The 19,872-nt window shown below is 53.6% G+C and carries 22 protein-coding genes; 9 read left to right on the top strand and 13 right to left on the bottom strand.

What is annotated here, in order from left to right; translation table 11 throughout:
* Positions 1-86 precede the first annotated feature (86 nt).
* The gene (locus tag JMI88_RS14745) at positions 87-467 is read left to right on the top strand and encodes an ACT domain-containing protein (RefSeq protein ID WP_201362627.1); all 381 of its coding nucleotides are present in this window, start codon (positions 87-89) and stop codon (positions 465-467) included.
* Between the two features lie 118 nt (positions 468-585).
* The gene (locus tag JMI88_RS14740) at positions 586-1,404 is read left to right on the top strand and encodes a phosphatase PAP2 family protein (protein ID WP_201362626.1); all 819 of its coding nucleotides are present in this window, start codon (positions 586-588) and stop codon (positions 1,402-1,404) included.
* A 360-nt stretch (positions 1,405-1,764) separates the two neighbouring features.
* Here JMI88_RS14740 and JMI88_RS14735 read toward each other — a convergent pair whose 3' ends face one another.
* Positions 1,765-2,163, bottom strand: coding sequence for a helix-turn-helix domain-containing protein (locus JMI88_RS14735; protein WP_201362625.1), 399 nt, complete (start codon positions 2,161-2,163; stop codon positions 1,765-1,767).
* Positions 2,164-2,428: 265 nt separating this feature from the next.
* On the opposite strand from JMI88_RS14735, the gene JMI88_RS14730 reads away from it, so the two are divergent.
* Both JMI88_RS14730 and JMI88_RS14725 read left to right on the top strand, forming a co-directional pair.
* Positions 2,429-2,710 (top strand): hypothetical protein, encoded by a 282-nt coding sequence (locus JMI88_RS14730; protein WP_201362624.1) that lies wholly within the window; start codon positions 2,429-2,431, stop codon positions 2,708-2,710.
* A 33-nt stretch (positions 2,711-2,743) separates the two neighbouring features.
* On the top strand, positions 2,744-3,352 hold the full coding sequence (locus tag JMI88_RS14725; protein WP_201362623.1) for an ATP-dependent Clp protease proteolytic subunit: 609 nt from the start codon (positions 2,744-2,746) through the stop codon (positions 3,350-3,352).
* A 299-nt stretch (positions 3,353-3,651) separates the two neighbouring features.
* Here JMI88_RS14725 and JMI88_RS14720 read toward each other — a convergent pair whose 3' ends face one another.
* Complete coding sequence (locus JMI88_RS14720; RefSeq protein WP_201362622.1) at positions 3,652-4,017, bottom strand: VOC family protein; 366 nt, start codon at positions 4,015-4,017, stop codon at positions 3,652-3,654.
* Positions 4,018-4,460: 443 nt separating this feature from the next.
* Between JMI88_RS14720 and JMI88_RS14715 the strand changes: the two genes are divergently transcribed.
* Positions 4,461-5,246 carry an alpha/beta fold hydrolase gene (locus JMI88_RS14715; protein WP_201362621.1) on the top strand — a complete coding sequence of 262 codons (786 nt, stop codon included), beginning with the start codon at positions 4,461-4,463 and terminating at the stop codon, positions 5,244-5,246.
* 46 nt (positions 5,247-5,292) lie between these two features.
* On the opposite strand, the gene JMI88_RS14710 is transcribed toward JMI88_RS14715, so the two are convergent.
* The 8 genes from JMI88_RS14710 to JMI88_RS14675 form a co-directional block, all read right to left on the bottom strand.
* Entirely contained in the window at positions 5,293-6,054 is a 762-nt protein-coding gene (locus JMI88_RS14710) for an SDR family oxidoreductase (protein WP_201362620.1), read from the bottom strand.
* Positions 6,055-6,180: 126 nt separating this feature from the next.
* Positions 6,181-6,891, bottom strand: a complete 711-nt coding sequence (locus tag JMI88_RS14705) for a hypothetical protein (RefSeq protein ID WP_201362619.1) — start codon at positions 6,889-6,891, stop codon at positions 6,181-6,183.
* Positions 6,892-7,026: 135 nt separating this feature from the next.
* Entirely contained in the window at positions 7,027-8,055 is a 1,029-nt protein-coding gene (locus JMI88_RS14700) for a GAF domain-containing protein (RefSeq protein WP_201362618.1), read from the bottom strand.
* A 207-nt stretch (positions 8,056-8,262) separates the two neighbouring features.
* Positions 8,263-8,469, bottom strand: a complete 207-nt coding sequence (locus JMI88_RS14695; RefSeq protein WP_201362617.1) for a hypothetical protein — start codon at positions 8,467-8,469, stop codon at positions 8,263-8,265.
* A 17-nt stretch (positions 8,470-8,486) separates the two neighbouring features.
* A complete protein-coding gene (locus JMI88_RS14690; RefSeq protein WP_201362616.1) occupies positions 8,487-9,284 on the bottom strand; it encodes a COG4280 domain-containing protein in 798 nt (265 codons plus the stop codon).
* A gap of 130 nt (positions 9,285-9,414) precedes the next feature.
* Complete coding sequence (locus tag JMI88_RS14685; RefSeq protein ID WP_201362615.1) at positions 9,415-10,284, bottom strand: class I SAM-dependent methyltransferase; 870 nt, start codon at positions 10,282-10,284, stop codon at positions 9,415-9,417.
* 106 nt (positions 10,285-10,390) lie between these two features.
* Positions 10,391-11,158, bottom strand: coding sequence for a 3-oxoacyl-[acyl-carrier-protein] reductase (gene fabG / locus JMI88_RS14680; protein WP_201362614.1), 768 nt, complete (start codon positions 11,156-11,158; stop codon positions 10,391-10,393).
* 556 nt (positions 11,159-11,714) lie between these two features.
* Positions 11,715-12,464 (bottom strand): pentapeptide repeat-containing protein, encoded by a 750-nt coding sequence (locus JMI88_RS14675; RefSeq protein ID WP_201362613.1) that lies wholly within the window; start codon positions 12,462-12,464, stop codon positions 11,715-11,717.
* A gap of 480 nt (positions 12,465-12,944) precedes the next feature.
* Here JMI88_RS14675 and JMI88_RS14670 point away from each other — a divergent pair, with 480 nt between their 5' ends.
* Entirely contained in the window at positions 12,945-13,286 is a 342-nt protein-coding gene (locus JMI88_RS14670; protein WP_201362612.1) for a gamma-butyrobetaine hydroxylase family protein, read from the top strand.
* Between the two features lie 128 nt (positions 13,287-13,414).
* On the top strand, positions 13,415-13,537 hold the full coding sequence (locus JMI88_RS40115; protein WP_268905995.1) for a hypothetical protein: 123 nt from the start codon (positions 13,415-13,417) through the stop codon (positions 13,535-13,537).
* Between the two features lie 133 nt (positions 13,538-13,670).
* Here JMI88_RS40115 and ltaE read toward each other — a convergent pair whose 3' ends face one another.
* Positions 13,671-14,735, bottom strand: coding sequence for a low-specificity L-threonine aldolase (ltaE, locus tag JMI88_RS14665; protein ID WP_201362611.1), 1,065 nt, complete (start codon positions 14,733-14,735; stop codon positions 13,671-13,673).
* A gap of 732 nt (positions 14,736-15,467) precedes the next feature.
* Here ltaE and JMI88_RS14660 point away from each other — a divergent pair.
* Positions 15,468-16,616: an AI-2E family transporter gene (locus JMI88_RS14660; RefSeq protein WP_201362610.1), complete on the top strand. Its 1,149-nt coding sequence runs from the start codon at positions 15,468-15,470 to the stop codon at positions 16,614-16,616.
* Positions 16,617-16,643: 27 nt separating this feature from the next.
* Here the strand turns inward: JMI88_RS14660 and JMI88_RS14655 are convergent, their stop codons facing one another.
* Positions 16,644-16,820, bottom strand: coding sequence for a hypothetical protein (locus tag JMI88_RS14655; RefSeq protein ID WP_201362609.1), 177 nt, complete (start codon positions 16,818-16,820; stop codon positions 16,644-16,646).
* 91 nt (positions 16,821-16,911) lie between these two features.
* A complete protein-coding gene (locus tag JMI88_RS14650) occupies positions 16,912-17,976 on the bottom strand; it encodes a LacI family DNA-binding transcriptional regulator (RefSeq protein WP_201362608.1) in 1,065 nt (354 codons plus the stop codon).
* Positions 17,977-18,283: 307 nt separating this feature from the next.
* On the opposite strand from JMI88_RS14650, the gene JMI88_RS14645 reads away from it, so the two are divergent.
* Positions 18,284-19,594, top strand: a complete 1,311-nt coding sequence (locus JMI88_RS14645) for a serine/threonine-protein kinase (RefSeq protein ID WP_201362607.1) — start codon at positions 18,284-18,286, stop codon at positions 19,592-19,594.
* Positions 19,595-19,872 lie beyond the last annotated feature (278 nt).

Raw genomic sequence — 19,872 nt, 5'->3', positions numbered from 1 at the left:
CCCGATTTATTTATTCACGCATGAAAAAATATGGCGCAAGGTATGGATGTGGACATTATTAGCACCATGAGGAAGGATATATAGTTATGCGCCTGGTTTTGTTGTCGCTGGAACTGGCTGTGTGTCGGCTGGCGCCTGAGGAGGCGATACCCGCCTGGGCCGTGCGGCGAACCGGCTTTTTTTCGATTACCTCGACCGAGGATGAGCTGTCGCTGGTCTGTGTGGCTGATTCTGTCCCGGAAGAGGTGCGCTGCGAACGAAACTGGCGAGCCATCAAAGTGGTAGGACCTTTGGATTTCGCGCTGGTGGGCATCCTGGCCTCCCTATCGAGTACGCTGGCGCAGGCACAGGTGTCGATTTTTGCCGTTTCTACCTTTGATACCGACTACATCCTGGTCAAAGAGCCACAGCTTGCACAGGCCGTGGACGCGTTGGAGCAGGCCGGTCACGAGCTTATTCAGGCCTGATGCCTCTTGTATGTATAGCCATGCGGTTTTTCGTGTAGTACACTGTATCCATTTAAGCTTAGCAGTCCGTACTCTATGCAGATACTTATTCATCATATTAAACATAACGAGGATGACAATGCCTACAACTGCTAATCCCCAGGGCATACAGCGGCCAACGGCACAGCGAACCGCTGGCGGTGAAGATCGACAGAACGCGAGGGGGCGTTATGTCATCCAGTTTGCTGCCTGGTTCATTGGATTTATCGTGTTCATCATCTCCTGCTTTATTATGCATGGACATCCCAAACCGTATCCCATTGACCTGATTGTGACCCATACCGTTCAGGGCTTTCGCGTGCCAGGCTTTGTCGAGGCCATCTTCATATTCCCCAGTATCTTGAATAATCCTGTTTCTTCTGAAGTGGCCTTAGGACTCTGGCTGGCATTCATGTTGGTTATGGCCTTGATTACTCGTCTGCGCGGCAAATCGCCTCTGACCTGGTTACAAGCGGCGATCTTCCTGGTCATTACTGTAATGAGCTCGGCTGGCTTGAACGTGCTGGCCGACGAGCTGGTGGGCCGACCGCGACCAAATCCACATACCGACCATATTCAGGTTATGACACCAATCGTTCCGTTCCCGACCTATCCTTCGGGCCATACTGAACATGACGTGGCCTACTATGGCTTCTTGCTCTACCTGAGCTTTACTAAACCGGTACGTGAATGGCGCTATCGCTGGTTCCTCTTGCCCTTTCAGATCTACGCGGTTTATGACATTCTGATGATCGGTTATTCACGTATCCTGGAAGGCGATCACTGGTTTACTGACGTCATGGGAGGCTATCTTGAAGGGACCATCTACCTGTTCTTCTTCATCTTCCTCTATCGCTGGACAACCACCATGCTGGCCAAATGGCGCGAGAAAAAACATGCCCGAACGGCTACCGCTTAACCGTCGTAGATGCCCCTTGCGGGCAATACTTTTCACAGAAGCGGGAAACAAAGCGATCGAGAGGTTGTTATGTTGATGGGCAATGATGTGAAACATGACGTTGCATCGCCCCCGTTTTCATGGGTCGGTGGGAAAATCGGACGCAAGGTCCGAACCTATGGATCTCGTGAATCACATGGTGCCCAACGAGACATGGGCCATCGAAACGCATCACGAAAAGGGATGTCCATAGGTTCGGACCTTGCGTCCGATTTCTTCCTCCTCGCACGTAACGTTCCCTACGGGGTGCGATCTTCGAGGCGAAAAGCCAGATACATGAAATGTTATTGCCCCTTGCGGGCGCATCTACGAAGTGGTGTATTATTGAGGTGTTAGGTGCCTGGAGAGCAAGAAGGCACCGAAGTTGGTCACGCTCTCAATCTCACCTTCATCCAGCAGATTGACGATCCGCTTGATGACCGTGCGCCGCGGCTGACCACTGGTCGTAGGCACAGTAAAGCCAATCACGCGTGTATACTCGGGTTCACGCTCGCTGCGAATGGCTTCCGCCATCAACTCCAGCAACTCCGCGATATCCAATCCCAGGGCCCGGGCCAGGCTTTCCAGCACCTTGGCTGACGGATACTTCTGTCCACGCTCAATTTCTCCCACATAAATTTCTGAGAGGCCAGCTTTTTCTCCCAGCTCTTTAATCGTCAGATTGCGATACTGGCGTTCCTGGCGTACGACACGCCCGAGAGTTTCTTGTAAATCAGCCATGGTTTACCACCTCATTGTATAGCGTAGTAGTTTATTAGTATTGTATCTATTTAAGCGCTCACTGTATGTTTTTTACCTATGCTGAGAGCATTGCTCAAAAATATACCTATGCTAAAAGCATAGCTATCCCCTATCAGTATAGGCTATTAGCCTGCTATATTCAAGTTAAGTAAAGCAATGCTACAGGTCTTTACTTTTTAGATGAAAAAAATTGATTAAGCGTGATTGCGAAGAAATAGTGCCAGAGAAAAGAGGAAAAAGGATCATGTTTTTTTCACCACAACCGTTTGCACCGCAGTTAGCAGGTCCTGAAGTCCGTTCGTCCTTACCAATTCCTACCATTTATGAGGTTGCGCCAGTCAAGCAGGCGCAGTGGGAATATCATCTGCTCACCATTGATACCCGAGAGGATGCACTGGTCAATGCCGAGCAGTTGAACGAGCTGGGGAAAGATGGCTGGATCCTGGTTAACGTGCTGGATGAGCGCGTCTCAGGCAGCGGTTCCCGTGTCTACTACTACTTTGTACGCCAAAACTTGAATGCTTAAAAAGCGTTGCCAGCTTTTAGAAGGAGAATATATATGATGGCTTCCAGTGTACTGGTCCCGACCGTTTTAGAAAATACCGGACGCGGTGAGCGCGCCTATGACATCTATTCCCGTTTACTGAAGGAACGGATCATCATGGTCAACGGGACCGTTGAGGATACCATGGCCAATCTGATCGTTGCGCAGCTCCTATTCCTGGCGGCTGAGAGTTCGGAGCGTGAGATCAACCTGTACATCAGCTCGCCCGGAGGTGTCATCTCGGCCGGACTGGCCATTTATGACACGATGCGCTCGCTGCCCTGCCCGATTGCCACGACCTGCGTTGGTTATGCAGCCAGCTTTGGCACCATCCTGCTGCTGGCTGGAGACAAAGGTCGGCGCCGCTCTCTGCCGAATGCTCGCATCCATATGCACCAGCCCTTGATTCAGGGTGGCATCGGTGGTCAGGCGACCGACATCGACATCCACGCCCGAGAAATTCTGTACACCCGTGATGTCATCAATGGCATCATTCAGAAACACACCGGACAACCCCTAGAGCGTATCCGACGCGATACCGAGCGCGACTACTTCATGAGCGCCGAAGAAGCGGTTGAATACGGTATTATCGACGAAGTTCTGCCCCTGGCCGATAAAGAATAGAGCCAGGCTCTACCTTTGGGTGGGATGCATACGTATGCATCTCATCCTTTTTTATTACAGTCTGTTATACATCCATGTGGGTGGGAAACCTGCGCGCCCGCGCTCGGGCGTCCGCATGCGCGGACGCCCTTTTTTATTCAAGCAGTGGTGCAAAAAACGCGTGCTCAGCACGCGTTTTTTGCACCACTGCTTGAATAAAACCGTTTGAGCACCGCAGGTGCGTAGCGTCAGGGCCGCAGGCGCGAATATTTCCGGTTGATGGAAGCGGAACCACCCCACTTCCATCAACCCAAAAGAGGTTATAGAGGGCAGCTGACCTCGAAGAGGATATCATTGAGGGCGGTGAAGTAGAAGCCGTAGCTGCCTCTAATTTTTCTCGGTCTTTGTGGAAGTTGAAGCTCAGCGGCAGCCAGGCGATTGTACGCCTGATCTACCTGATCGCTTGTTTCCAGGATAAATCCGAGATGAAAATTCTCTGGGTAGGGCTGTGCCTCACTTTTAAATGCTTGCGTGTTGCTCAGGACAAGCAGAAATCCATGCCCATCGTTCATGACGGCGACTGCGTCACCTTTTTGCTCCTGGAGCTGAAAATCGAAGCATGTTTGGAAGAAGTTGCGTGCTGCGGTAAGGTCGTTGACACAGAGATTGATGTGGTTGAGTTGCATAAGAACCTCCTGAGATTGGAGGTCCGATGTGATGACGCATCGCATCATCCCCACGGTAGGTTCGGCCCTTGCGGCCGATTTTCCTCGCCGTACGGAAATATTCCCACTTGCAAGCATCGGACCTCAACAAGTCAGCAGATGCACTTCATCTGCCGTTATTGTCGTGGGTCCGGGCGCTGCTGCGCGGGGACAGTTACCCTCAATGAGTTACATGAGGGCGACCGGGCTACCTAACCGGTCCTGCCTTTTGACGCTGTCATCATAACACATCAATAACCCGTGGTCAACCGCCTGTATGTCTTTTCCTTTTTTTCAGAAGATGTCTGTATTTATTTATTAGAGCAAGATTGAAGAAGTTTTTTCTGATCCGAAGCTGTATACTGATTGTACTTATGGATAGTCGATACTCAAACTACAGGATAGGTATGAGGAGGAACCTGAACATGGGTAAAGTACATTCCAAAGACGGCGCTACAATCGCCTATGATCGCTCTGGTGAAGGAGCGCCGCTCATCCTGGTCGATGGCGCTATGTGCTATCGAGCGTTCGGGCCAATGGGACCACTGGTGGCGAAGCTTGCACCGCACTTCACGGTATTTGCCTATGATCGCCGTGGCCGGGGCGAGAGCGGCGATACGGCCCCCTATGCGGTTGAGCGCGAGATCGAAGATTTAGATGCTCTCATTCAAGAGGCTGGCGGATCGGCCTTTGTCTATGGTATTTCCTCAGGCGCGGCCCTGTCCCTGGCTGCCGCGGCCAGCGGACTCTCCATCAAGAAGTTGGCATTGTATGAGCCGCCATTCAACCTTGATGAGAGTGTGCGCGGCCAGCCAGAAGAGAACTTGAAGCAGTTTAAACGATTGCACGCGGAAGGTCGTCGAGGCGATATGGTTGAGTTCTTTATGACGCAGGTTGGGATGCCCGCCGAAGCTATCGGCCAGATGCGCAACTCACCGATGTGGCCGCTGATGGAGGGGATCGCCCCCACGCTGATCTACGACACTACCATCCTGGGAGATGGTATGCTGCCGAGCAAGCAGGCCAACTCCGTCGCCATCCCCACACTTGTGATGGCCGGCGGCGCTGGCATGGCATGGATGCGCGACACAGCCCAGGCCCTCGCGAGTGCCATCCCCAACGCTCAGTACCGCACCCTTGAAGGTCAGACGCATGACGTCAGCGCCGAAGCCATGGCCCCCGCTCTGATCGAGTTTTTCACCGCTCCTTAAAGTACTCTGATGCAATGAAGATACCCTGTAGCTGTTGCCTTCCTGGTTACGGCCATCCTTGTTCTTCCAGTGGGCTAACGACAACTTCGTTGAGAACCAGTTCTCCCGGTGCGGCCGCCATCCAGACAATCAGGTCGGCTACCTCTGTCGAGGGTAAGGCTTTTGTCACTGGCCGTGTATTCTCTGGCCTGGCCTGCCGAGCGTTTGCTCCCCAGGCACCCCAATTGGTTGCCATTCCTCCAGGATAGAGGATACACGCACGAATTCCATGGGCTTTGCCTTCGGCAGCAAGTGACTGGGTCAAACCAGTCAAGCCAAATTTGGAGGCACAGTAAGCCGCAGCATTGGCCCAGCCACGTTTACCAGCCACAGAAGAAACGTTGATGATGGTCCCATGTCTCGCCTGGCGCATGTGTGGGAAAACAGCCTTTGCTAACAGGAAGGGCGCACGCAGATTCACGTCTACCACATAGTCCCAATCGCTTGTGGGAAGATCGGTCACCGCTCCTGGAACATCGAATCCCGCTGCATTGACCAGAACATCAATGTGCCCGAAGGTAGAGATGGTGCGTTGCACTGCGTTCAGAATGTAATCTTCGTCAGCTAGATCTCCTGGCAATGGGAGCGCCCGGCGCCCCACAGACTCAATTTCCGCGCCGACTTGCTTCAGGTCGTTGGCTCCGCGTGCCAGGAGGACGATATCTGCTCCTGCCTGGGCGAGCGCTTGAGCTGTTGCGCGCCCGAGCCCGCTACTGGCCCCGGTTACCAGCGCCACCTGTCCGGTGAGTGCTAAGGGAATGGTGCTCATGAACTTTTCTCCTTCTTTATGATAAGTTCTCCCATTGTGCAGGATGTCGGGCCGATAGTGCAAGCACAGCAGTAATTGCGCGCAGGAAAACAACAGTCAAGGATTGTTTTGCTCTGTTTGGCTCTCTTAGAGGGGCTGGATCTGGATGTTGTCGATGGCCAGCCATTGGGTAGCGGTTGGGGTGGCGCCGAAGCGGAGCACTCCTCGCGGCGTGGCGACCGCGTACTGGTTGTCGAGCCAGGCGACAAAGCCAAGGGGACGCGTGGGAGGCTGTGGCGCGCGTAAAATCTGGTTGCCATCGACCCAGAACAGAGCTTCGTTCGCCCACCATTCCAGGCTATAGGTGTGCCAGGCCATTATATCGGTCTGTATCAGCGCTTCCTGGGCGCCGCTCAGTTTTTGCAGCCAGCGGGCCGCGGGTGCGCTGTTCTGGCTCAGGCGACCCCAGCCGGTAGCCAGTGCGGTGGGCAGCGTTGCCAGCAAGGCGCCGGGGCGCATACTATGGATGACCTGGGCCTTCCAGCCCCAGCCGGGCACGCCAGGGACCAGGGCCATATTCGAGGGTGGGGCGGCATAAAAGAACCAGACCGCCTCCGGTAGCATAAGGATATCACCTCGCACCGAGAAAGGATAATTCCAGAAGCCGAAGCCCGCCGTGCCGCGCAAAACCGTCATGTCCTGTGTTCCCGTCGTTGCGTCGGCCGCGGGATGGGACGCGCGGGCCCGCACCTCCATCCGCAGGGGTGGGCGCCAGGGAAATTGTGCGCGGGGTAGTTGCCCATAATCGTCAATCTGGGCATCAGCATAGTGGCCGGCAGGATTCTCTGGTAGCACCATCTGTAGCGTAGACGCTTCAAGCTGAAGCGAACCAGTGCCGATGCAGGTTTGTATCCAGTGGGGATGGATGCCCTGTTCGAAGTTATCGCTAAAAGTTGTCTGTCGCGTCGCTTTGTCCTCTGTCTATTTCCACGTTTAATTGTAGTTGTTGGTTTCTAAATTGATATGTACAACGTTACGTGCAGGTATCTGTAAGAGTTCTTCCTCTAACCTCTTCCAGACCAGCATATCTGCTTGCTGGTTATTGACCGGCTGATTCTTTGTCGCGGCTCGCAGCATGGTTTCTGCCACCATCTGGCGAAACCTTGAGAAATATTCTTTCTGCTGCCTGTGGGAAGGCATCACACAGAGCGCAATATCCTCTGGCGCATAGAAATCTTGTGGTTCAAAGGCCAGGGCTACCAGGTCCGCATACTGTTGAACCAGGTCGGTGCGCGCCTGAGATAGGAAATAGTCAATCTGGGTGCTAGATACGAGCAAGACGCCGGCGATCCTTCCTGCGTACAGGATAGGATAGATGGCCGCGCTTTTCTCATACTCGACGCGCGAAGCTGGCATCAGATTATGTTCTTTATCCAGATTCTGAATAATGCCAGGTCGGCAGAGCGTAACCACATTGCCGGCCAGGGACTCGGCGCCCAGGAACATCGCAGTCTGTTCGAGGTTGCCGACCCAGGGGGGCGTTCCCAGCCCTACGCTTTCACGCAGGCTGCGCACCTTCTTGTATGGTCCAGATGGTGGCATACAGCGCACTACCCAGATTGACATACCACGGCGTTCCGGGTCAAGTTGCCCTATCGCCTGCTGCAATATGAGGTGAGAGGTTGACCAGAAGCGTAAATTCTCAGCTATGGATGCTCGTGCCACCAGGACACGAGCATAAAATTCAGAGGGAATGGTTTTCAGAGAAACTTCTTGCGGTGCGGCTATAATTTCTGCTACGCCCTTTTCCTCTTTGATCAGCTGGCGCATTTGCTCCTGGTAGCGCTGTGGTAACGCATTAATGAGCTGGCGTAGGTTCTGAGGACGGGGATCAGACTCACCACTGACCCAGCGCGTAAATGTGATAGAAGTAACGTTCAGTGTCTCTATTAAATGTTGTTTTTCTTTAGGATCACTGATAATTTTTCCTAATAATTCGCGCCACGTCCGTGCTTCTTGCATATTTTTACCTTAATCGCTGAAATTGCTATGAAAAGCACCCAATTAAGATCATGATACCAATTAACAACTATAACGTCAACAGAAAAAAGTTATATTACTATAAAAAAACTCTCATGGCGTAATTAACCGCCAGGAGAAGAATGCGGCTCGAAAAAAAGCATGCGCACTTCTCCTGGTTTGAATGGCTTGTGACACACCCCTTTGGCCTTATGGTTTCGGTTTGATTTCGCGTAGCAGGGTGGCGACCAGGATTGCTAGCAGGGCGATGATCAACACGGGGCCTGTGATGACGCGGATCGGCGCGAGGGCCGCCACATTGTTGATCAGCAGCAGCACAGCCAGCAGGATCAGGACGCCGACGAGGATGACCATGTCGCCGGCAATGAAATTGTAGATGGCTTTGATGACATTCATGTGTATCCTTCCTTTTCCTACTTGCGCTCTAGTACTGGTGGGACCGTGGATGTCGAGGCTGCGCGCTGCTGTTTGGATTGTTTGAGCCAGGCAATCAGGGCTAGCGTCGTGAGCAGGTAGAGGGCGGCCAGGATGATCAGGAAGGCGTCTGAGAAGAGCCATTCAACGCCCAACCCCTCACCGGTCCAGAAGGTGCCAAACGTGGTGAGCATGATGCCAACTACAAACTTGAGCGTGTTTTCGGGAATCCTGGTGAGCGGGGCGCGTACCAGGGCGCCGAGTAAGATGACCAGGATGCCGGCCAGCGTGGCTCCGAGAGCCGCTAGATTGATACCGCATGCCTGGGTGCAGGTAGGAGTGACCGCGCTACTGCCGAAGGTGATCACGATGAAGGCGACCTCCAGCCCTTCTAGCAGCACAGCTTTATAGGAAAGCGCCAGGCCAAAGGGATGGACGCGCGGCGAAACGGCCTCACCCCGCGCCCGGACCTCGGCCATCGTCTCTTCAAAGATGGCCTCTTCATCGTGCAGCGCTTTGAGTCCGCTGTAACGCAGGATGGCTTTCTTGAGCCACTTCAGGCCGAAGAGGATCAGCAATACTCCGATGACCAGGCGTAGGATTCCGAGTGGAACAAAGTTGATGAGGGCGACGCCAAAGGTGGCGATAATGAGGGCGAGGGTAGCGGCGGCGGCAAAGGCTCCCAGCAGGGAACTGCGCCAGTTAATGGTGACGCCAACCACCAGAACGATGGTAAAGGCCTCTACAAATTCAACGGCAGAAGCGAGAAAGGCTCCTGAAACAGCGGCCCATTGCATGCATATGCTCCTGTTCTAGCGATAGTGTGCATTGCTAGCGGTTAAATAGGAAAAAATGGATCATGGGAATCTTTCGTGTAGATAAAGATTCCCATTGCCCATTGTAGCACACCATATGCATGTATCGTTGTTATCTTTTAATGGCGACCATTTGCAGCCAGGTGCGGGGAATTTCGGTGAGCCCGAGTTCTTCGCCAGCCTGATAGACCGCGACTTCGAGGGCTTTGGCGGCCAGGGGTAGCGCCACGCCTGGCAGGGCGCCTTCGATGAAGAGCCAGTATTGACCCAGGTCGCGCCAGCCATCCAACGAGATAACGGCATCATTTTGCTCCGTTTCAACGCTGGCAAAACCGCTCTGCTTGAGATCCTGGATATACTCATCTCTGGTCAACCATTGCATCGCCATCGCTTTGGCCTCGCGTGATAGACGAGCCTCTGGATGCTCTTTTTTCAGCCAACCCACTGCGCGCCGGGTCCACAGACGGTAGAAGCGCTCTGTGCCTGGCACATAGGTGCCCTCATAAAAGGCGCTATTGCAGCCAAAAATGCCCTGGGGCGCAAGGATAGAGGATACCTGTTTGAAGGCCGCCAATTTATCTGGTACCAGGTGGATGGCATTGCAGAAGAATGCGGCGTCAACATTTTGGACGATGCGTGGCAAATCTTCGGATTCACCCTGGATGAATTGCGCTGAAATGGGGAGTTGTGATTCCTCCATACCCTTCTGCGCACGGCGTAACGCCTCCGCCGATGGGTCGACGCCCACCAGTTTAATATTGCTTACTCGACCCTGTTTTACCAACTCTTCGGCGATGAGACGAGTGACCGCGCCGGTTCCACATGCCATATCCACAATCGTTAGCGTTTCACCTTCCGTCTGTGGCTTGAGATGGGCAAGCGTCTGCTTAACCAGTGCGCGGTTCACCTCCGTATAGAATGCATGGGCTGCAAACGGCTCGAACGTATATAGATTCGTCTCATCAGTTTCAATAAGTCCCATAATAAATGAAGCCTCCTTAACCAAACTGTTTGTTAAAGATTAGATCAATTTTAGTGGCAACTTGTTTCACTGACATGGTGAAATTTGTTCGAGCAACATTTACTTCCTACATATGCATAGACATACCACCGTCGACACTGAGTACCTGTCCGGTAATATAGCATGCTTCTGGTGAACAAAGGAATGCGGCGGCGGCAGCCACTTCATCGGTTGTGCCGAAGCGGCCCAGGGGTGTATTGTCCAGCATATATTTGCGCTGTGGCTCGGTGACAATGGATGTTAATTCCGTTGGAATAAATCCCGGGGCCAGCGCATTGGCTGTCACGTTTCGACTCGCCATCTCACGGGCCGTACTCAAGGTCAAAGAAATAATGGCGGCCTTGGAGGCACCATAGTTGGCCTGCCCGGCCGGCCCCATCAGGCCCGCGACCGATGCGATGTTCACGATGCGGCCCCAGCGTGCTTTCATCATGCCGCGCAGGGCAGCTTTGGTACACAGGAAAGCTGAGCGCAAATTCGTATTCATCACATACTCAAAATCGGCCAATGACATCTGCAGGATTAGCTTGTCGCGTGTAGTGCCTGCGTTATTGACTAGAATCGTGACTGGTCCGAGAGCACTGGTCGCTTCTGTAAAGAGCCGGGTTACATCATCTTCCTTGCTGACATCAGCCTGGACGGCTATACATCGCCTCCCCAGTTCCTCAATACTGGCTTTTGCTTCCGCAGCCGCCTCAGCGTTACCGCGATAATTGATGACTATATCTGCGCCCGCCTGCGCCAATCTCTGGGCGATAGCGCGACCGATACCCTGGCTGCTTCCTGTAATCAGAGCAACTTTACCTGTAAGTGGAAGAGGATGTTCATGTGACATACATTTGTTCCTTCAATCGAAATAGTTTTTTATGCTATCTGGCTTGTTGTAGTATAGCATAGTTGCTCCAGACAATACCAAATATCCCTCCGGCATGGCAAAAGAACAAGCAACCAGCACGTGCGCCCTTGCGGGCAATACATCATGTATGAGAACATCGAAGAACCAAACGCAAGAAGAAAAGCGTTCATAGGTTCGGGCCTTGCGCCCGATTTGCCCCACCGTTTGTGGGGCCCTGTATCCTTATGACAGGGCAGCTCTCTTGCTCATCACCTTGGCCCACGCGGTGCCCAAAAGGACCCTTCGCTTTTGGGCACCGCGTGGGCCAAGGTGATGGGAAAAAGCGGAGATCGGTCATACGGACACAGGGCCGCCACGCTGCGGCGGGCGGCAAGCGGGCGCTGAGGCCCGCACCTACGACGTTCGTACTTCCTGGTGGTTTTATGAATCATGCCCGATTTGATACATTGACGAGTGTAACGTTATTTATTATATATGATCGAAGACTTTGCTTATTTTTCGGAAGTTCGCGCCTCCGAGGGCGCGAGCTTCCGGGTTATTGGAGCGAGGTGCGTGGGATACGCGGTAGCGTGATGTCGATGCCCGGGTCTAGTTGGGTGTTGCGGTCGACAATGGCTCCGCGCACCTGTTCGTTGGTAAGGTTGCGCGTTTGTAACAGTGAGGCACCCGCTAGAAGAGTGTCATACAGGTCGGTGACCAGCAGGTTGGCTCCAGTCAGGTCGGCGTTCGTGAGATCTGCGTGCGTGAAGTTGGCCGCCGACAGGTCAGCCTGCGTGAGTTTGGCATCCCTCAGACAGGCACCAGTCAGGTCTGCCATGAAGAGATTGGCATGCGACAGATCGGCGTTGCGCAGATCTGCATAGCGCAGATAGCGATACGAGAGATCATAGCTTGCGAGCTTGGCGCCTTGAAAGCTGCGTGGCAGCTGATGTATGTCCGGACCTGTTGTCTCTGTTGGCATCCTTGGAGGAAGTGGCGTATCCTCAAGGCGTGGCAGGTGCGCGAGCTCATACGTGACGCGCTCCGTGGGCTGTATGGTCCGTTTGCGTTCCTCGAAGTGTAAGCGATCGATATGGGCAACCAGGCGCTGCTCCATAGCGATCATATCTTTTTCTAGACGTTCCTCCCAGCGCTTTCTGCGCACCCCCTGAGCTTTTTCCCAGGCCTGTAACTGATTGTGTAGCCGCTCGATACCTCGTCTTTGAGACCTGGCTATAGAGATAGCCAGGCAAATAATAATTAGCCAGCCGCAAATAATACTGCCAGGTATAATAATTTCGCTCATCCTTCACACCCCCAACGTGTTCTATTTCGTACAACGTGGATAGGTGTATAAGAGTAACTAAAAGAGTTGAACTAGATTGCATTTTAATTCATGTCTTGTGTGTATAATGATTAATCCGCATGCCTGGATGTAATAAAGCCGCCAGGCTGTTCTGGCATGCATGCTGCATTGAATTGCTATTGCCTGTGTAGACCAGTGCAGACAGAAAGAGATATAATAGCGCTGCAAGCGTGTTTAAAAAGCCTGCGTTACGTGCCTTCGGCACCTGACACTTCGCACCTGCGGTGCTCACAAAATTTTATTCAGTGGTGCAAGCGGTGCGCACGGCGCACCGCTTGCACCACTGAATAAAAAGAGTGGGGGCGTCAGCGCCCCCAGGCTGGCGCGCTATCCCATAGCGATGGGATGGCCAGAGGAATGAAACACGCTCTGCGAGAAAAATTCATTGCCAGATGGCAACATTCACTAGAGGAGCCTTCTATGTCGCAATATAATCACCCTTCCCCTACATCCTTTTTCCTGGATGAGGAGAAGCGCACGCTTTATCTATCCTGGACCGATGAGCACGAGAGCGTCCATGATTGGGAGCGACTGCGCTGGGCCTGCCCCTGCGCCTGGTGCGCCGGTGAAGGTGGACAGCCAGGCGTGCTGGCTAGCAAAAAAAACCTGAGCCGTGAAGAGACAACCTTGATCAATATAGAGCCGGTTGGGCGCTATGGTTTGACTCCGGTTTGGGAGGATGGCCATAAGACAGGTATCTATACATACGAAAAGTTGCGCGCCATGTGCGAATGTGATGAGTGTAGGAAGAAAAGGTCATGAAAAGTATTAGCTGTTAGCATTCAATCTCCACATCGTTGTAGCTAGTGAAAAGAGGGTAGTGTAGGTAAAACTATCTAGAGTGCATTGGGGCTCGAAATAACTACTGAGACGATGGAGGATTGACTGATATGAGTACACGTGGGCATTCGCGCCTGGGGATTTCTCGCTGGATCTTACGTATTATTTTTGTGCTTGTGGTCAGTGGACTGCTGGTGCTGGCATTATTCGCCACTAATGCCACGTCACACTAGTGCTGGCCTGCTTTGCTTGCTTCTATACTCTGCGGTGATAGATATGGATTATGCGATGAACCAGCGGCAACAAGCAAGCGCAGCGATGCTGACCTGCCTGTATTGCTGCTGGTGTGATCCTTATGTAGTGCTGTTAAGATGGGTAAATTTCCTGGATGGCCTGTCTGATGCCGATCAGGGCCTGGTCGATGTGCGCGGCTTCGATGCCCGCATGTGTGACCGCGCGAATATTCCTCTCGCCCATGCGGCCTAGCAATATACCCTGCTCGCGTGCTTTGTTGAGGAAGAGCGCGATCTCGCTGTCTGAGAACGGCTGCTCTCCGTGGTGGAGCGAGAAGAGCAGGATGTTTGTGACCACCTGATCGGGCTGAATCTGGATGTGCGGGATGTCCGCCAGGCCATAAGCCAGGCGTTCGCAGTTCTCATGATCTTCTGCCAGGCGTTCTACCATCTGTTCCAGGGCCACGATGCCCGCGGCCGCCAGTACTCCGGCCTGCCGCATACCTCCACCCAGTACTTTGCGTACCCGGCGTGCCCGGCGAATGAAGGCTGTTTCTCCCACCAGTAGAGAGCCAACCGGCGCGCTTAGTCCCTTGGATAGACAGAACATCAGCGAATCGACGCTGCTCACCAGCGTACTGACCGGTATATTTAGCGCGGTCGCCGCGTTGAATATACGCGCACCATCCATATGTACCGCGACACCATGGGTGTGGGCCAGCGCGCTAATCGCTTCTATCTGCTCTACACCGATCACGGTACCACCGCAGCGGTTATGCGAATTCTCAATACAGATCAGGGCCGTGGCCGCTGTATGTTCATCGCTCTCATCCGCGATGCCATGGGTGACCGCGTCCAGATCGAGCATGCCATCTGGATGGGTTGGTACGGTATACATAGGGGAGCCACCGAGGGTAGAGGCGCCCCCGGCCTCGTAGCGATAGATATGCGATTGATCGCCGACAATAACCGCCTGTCCTCGGCCAGCATGTGTCAGGAGAGCGATGGCGTTGCCCATGGTACCGCTGGGCACGAAGAGCGCGGCCTCTTTGCCGGTGATGGTCGCGGCCAGTTCCTGTAAACGATTGATTGTGGGATCTTCACTATAAACGTCGTCGCCCACCTCGGCCTGATACATGGCCTCGCGCATTGCGGCCGTTGGCTGGGTAACGGTATCGCTGCGTAGATCAATATACATGCTCAGATTCTACCTTTCAATCAATGTGTAATTTGTTCTCTGCAAACATCTTCAGTATAGCTTATTGAAGCAAAGTTTCATATCTGCCAGGGTCATGTGTGAAAGTCTGGGTTTCGTGCAATCGGAGGCGAGGAGGAGATCATGTCCCCGACATGCTCGTCATGCTCCCGGCATGCTCGTCCGAACCTATTGGAATCATGTACACCGCCCGGTGCATGCATGGGCCATCGAAACGCGCAACGGATGATGATGCCCATAGGTTCGGACCTTGCGTCCGATTATTTCTCCGCCGAGGAACGACAATCGGAGGCATGGTCATGTATCCGATTATTGTCCTCCGGGGAAGGATAATAATCGGACGCAAGGTCCGAACCTATGGGTTTCGTGTTTATCGTTCATGTTCAAATCCGATCGATTGGTTTGGGCATATGAAAAAATACCCATAACACGACACCCCATAGTTCCCTCACCGTTCGGCCCCTCATGGCATCACATCTCGGCCCTGACCTGCTCCGCTACACCGGTCTGCATCCTCCCTCTTCATTTGTCAATGTTCATGCCTCCGATTTGCATGGGCCATCGAAACGCACAACGGATGATGACCCCAATAGGTTCGGAGCTTGCCTCCGATTTGCATGAGCTGTCAGTATCCATAATCCATAGTGTATAGTATGCATACGCTAGAAGTCGTACTCGTTATCCAGGTTGTTTTTGCCTGGAAGGGATATGCTTATGTCGACACCAAGACATCTGCCGCAGGATGCGCCTGTTGGTGAAACAGATACGAAATGGAAGAGGCGGCGGGATATCCCTCTTGCGATACTGGCCTGGATCGGGGTGATTGCGGTTGTTCTATGGGGTGCGGCGCATGTTATACGGGCGCTGCTGCTGTTGATTATCGCGGCCCTGCTGGCCTATGCGCTGACGCCGGGCGTAAAGTGGTTGCAAAAGTTTATTCCACGTCCATTTGCGATTGTGAGCATCTGCTTGATTACCCTGGCCTGTTTGAGCCTGCTGTTCTACTTTGTGACCATTACCGCCCTGCACCAGTTTTCCTCGTTGTCGCGTTCACTGGCCTATGTCTTGACTCCGCGCGGCGGCACCTCTTCTCCGCTAGAGACCTTTTTGCAGTCCATCGGTATTACGCAGCAGCAGATTGCGATGGCGCGCCAGCAACTGATTTCGCGTGGGGAAAGTCTGGCCAGCAGTGCCTTACCACTGATTACCAGTATTCTGGATGTGTTGCTCGATACGGTAGTGGTGGCGGTCATCACCATCTATTTCCTGATCGACGGCCATCGCATAAACCGCTGGTGCCGCCACAATCTTCCCGATAAAATACGGCCGAATTTTCTGGTCGATACCTTGCAGCGTATCGTGGGCGGCTATATTCGTGGACAACTGATCCTGGCTACGCTGATCGGACTACTGGTGGGCATTGGTATGGCGCTATTCCATGTGCCTTATGCCCTGCTGCTGGGCGTGCTGGCCTTCATCCTGGAATTCATCCCCATCCTTGGCACCCTCATCTCGGGGGCGATCTGCATTTTGATTGCTCTGACGCAGGGCATCTGGATCGCGCTGGGCGTGCTGATCTACTTTATCGTGGTGCATATCCTTGAGGGCGACATCATTGGCCCGCGCATCGTCGGAGAGGCGGTCGGCCTCCATCCGATTGTTTCGATTACCGCCGTGATTGCCGGCTCGCAGATCTTTGGCATCTGGGGTGCCTTGCTGGCTTCGCCAATCGCGGGCGTGCTGCAGGCCCTCTTAATCACATTCTGGCTTGAGTGGCGGCGCACCCATCCAGAGCAGTTTGGCCGACATCACAAAGATGCAGCCCATACGCCTGCGGCTAGTGAGCAACTTGACGACGGCTAGCACTCCTACGAATGGATGGATACGTCGCTATGCCTGGTGTTTGTCTGCATCTGCCTGCTGGGCTGCGGCAGGCGGATTATTAACCACGCTCTGTTGTGTCTCTTCAGGTGCGTGGCTATATTTCAACACCAGGTAAACCAGAATTCCCAGAAGTATGTAGAAAAGGGGAATCAGGCTATAGGCCAGGTATGCCTCGATCAACATAATGGTTCCTCCCCATATATCGCCGACAATGGTCGGGTTTTATGTTATTGCTTTCCACATATACCACGTTTCTGGCCGGCTTTCCAGTTGTTTATTGTTGGACGCCGGCGGTGTGTTCGAGTGGGATGGTGGATGCGCGCTTCACGACAGTGGTCGGGAACGTTTCCTGGGTGGGAGTTTCCTGGTGTTGCAATAAGGTCAGGATCTTCTGTGCTCCGGCGCGCCCCAGTTCGCGCAGGGCGATGTTGACCGTGGTCAGGGACGGCGTTACCATACGCGCCATGGGCAAATTGCCGAAGCCGCAGATGGATATGTCCTCGGGCAGGCGCCAGCCACGCTGACGTAGACCATACATCAGGCCAAAGGCGGTCTCGTCGTTGCAGGCGAAAACGGCGGTCGGTCGTTTCTCGCGTGGAAATTGGTCCAGCATACCGGCCGCGCGCTCGCCGCCGGCCTGGGTAAAGTTTCCCGGGAGCAGCAGCGTGTCATCAGGTGTGATGCCCGAGTCCGTCAGTGCCTGGCGATAACCATGCAGGCGCTGATTGGCGACCGTCACATTGCCGGGTCCGGTCACAAACGCGATGCGCTTATGCCCCAGCGAGATCAGATAGCTGGTCAGTTCGTACGCGCCGCCGAGATTGTCGGGCTGGATCGAGGGCGCTTGAATGCTATGGGGAGATAAGATAACAATGGCCGCTCCACGGCGCTGGATCTTTTCGACCATGGCGTCGATTTCGAGTTGCTCCGGGACACTGGTTTCGTCGGAGCCGCTACCGGTAAAAATAATGCCATCGGCGCGATAGTCTTGCAGCGTCTGTAGATAAGAGAGCTCGCGGTCAGGGTCGCGCTCAGTATTGCAGATAATAGTGAGATAGCCGTGGGCATTAGCGACCTCTTCAACCCCACGCGCCACCTGCGCAAAATAGGGGTCAGCGTTATCACCTACCAGCACCGCGATCAGCTTGCTGCGCTGTGCCTTAAGGCTACGTGCCAGCGAGTTGGGAACGTAGTGCAATTCTTTGGCGGCGATCAATACTTTTTCACGTGTGCCGTCGCTCACAGGATAGGTCGAACCGCTCATGACCCGGCTGGCAGTTGCAACGGAGACTCCCGCTTTTTTTGCCACATCAATGATGGAAGGTGATTCTAAGGTCATCTGTTTTCTCGCTACTGATAAAAGGCTAATTAACAAAAAATGAAGCGTCCAATCTTTTCGCACTTTAACAAAATTTCTATAACCTGTCAATTTACCTTGTTCTTGCCACCAACTTTTTTCTCCTTCTATACAGCAAATACTTGTGGTCAGAAGTGCAGGTGTGCATATGTTGTCTGATAGACAGGTAAATGCTCTACAAGTGGAGATGAGACGTGCTATAATGTGCCTTTGTATTCATTGCGCTTGCGTCATAGGTGCTGAGCTTGCCTCAGCTTGATTCTAAGAAAAAACGAATAGAGGTGTTTATATGCAGCTCCATATTGGTCAGAAGGTTGGCAATTATCGCATTGTGGATGAAATTGCGCAGGGCGCCTACGCCTATGTCTATAAAGCAGTCCACAGTTTTTTGTCGCAACGCCCGGTGGCTCTCAAAATTTTGCACACAACCTTTGTGGACCCGGGAGCAGAGCATGATGTGCTCTATCAGGAGGCCCAGATTCTGGCGCAACTGCGCCATCCCCATATTTTATCCCTGATCGACTTTGGCACTTACGAGGGCGCTCCCTATATTGTCAAGGAGTATGCCTCCGAGGGCTCGCTGCGCGATCGCCTGCGCCAGCTTCATGGGCATCCCTTGCCTTTAGCACAGGCGCTGACGGTGCTGCGTCAGATTGGAGATGGCCTGCAATTCGCCCACGCGCACAATGTTGTGCACTGCGATTTGAAGCCGGAGAATATCTTATTTAATGTCGATAACGAGGCTTTGATTGCGGATTTTGACATTGCGCGTGTGCTGAAATCGGTGAAGGCGCCGGGCGTAAGTATCGGTGGCACCCCATCGTATATGGCGCCTGAGCAGTTCCAGGGCAAGGTGCGCTATGAGAGCGATCAATATGCTCTGGCCTGCATGACCTATGAAATGGTGACTGGCAGGCGTCCCTTTGAGGGCGATGATTTCGCTACCATGAAGCAGAAGCAGCTCCATGAAACGCCAGTGCCGCCCTCGCAGCTATCTAAGGGTTTGCCCCAGCATATCGAGCAGGCTATCTTACGCGGCATGGAGAAAAAATACACAGACCGTTTTAAGGATGTGGCCGCCTTTGTAGACGCGCTTGAGGCCCACCAGCACGCCGACTCAGCCTCACCTGACTGGCCGGCCCCTGTCGCGGCCCCACAGCACGGAAAGCGCCTGATCCTGCACGCGCCCGGCACCCCCAGAACGGCCAAAAAGACCTCCATCGACGACAGCGTCTTCTACGAAGAGACCGTCCCCATGAACGGCGAAGCCACCCTGGCCGACCTCGTACCCGCGCCCGCGCCCCGCAAGCGCCGCACCACCAGCAAAACCGCCCCCGCCAAAAAAACTCTCGCCCGCACCAGGAGCAAAAAAGCCGCGACCAGGAGCTCCATCACCAAAAAAGCTCCTGCACGTGCGAAGAGCGAAAAATCCAAGCGCAAGAGCCCCTCCGCCAAAAAAGCTCCGGCTCGCGTCAAGAGCGAAAAGGTAGCCAAAGCTCCCATCAAAAAAGCCTCAACTCGCGTCAAGAGCGCCAAAGCCGCGACCAAAAGCCCCGCCAAAAAAACAACCAGGAAGAAAGCGCCCGCCACCCACTCGTAGGTTCGGGCCTTGCGTCCGCTTTTCCCTTGATGAGTGATATCGTCTCTAATATAAACGATGACAATAGGTTCGGGCCTTGCGCCCGATTTTCCCTTGATGAGCGATACCATTTAGCGTGAAGAGTTATCCCCCCAACGCGCAACGCCTGCCAGCATATAACCTTACCGCGCGTGCGGGGAGGGAAGATGCCGGGGTATTTGTGTCCGGTTTTTTATGGATGAGGCGTTATGGAGATGAGATATTTTGCTCACATGAAGACAAGAAGGAGCGACCAAATT

The organism is Dictyobacter formicarum, assembly GCF_016587435.1.
Note: the sequence above shows the minus strand (reverse complement) of the source record. Positions and strands in the feature narration are given on the sequence as shown.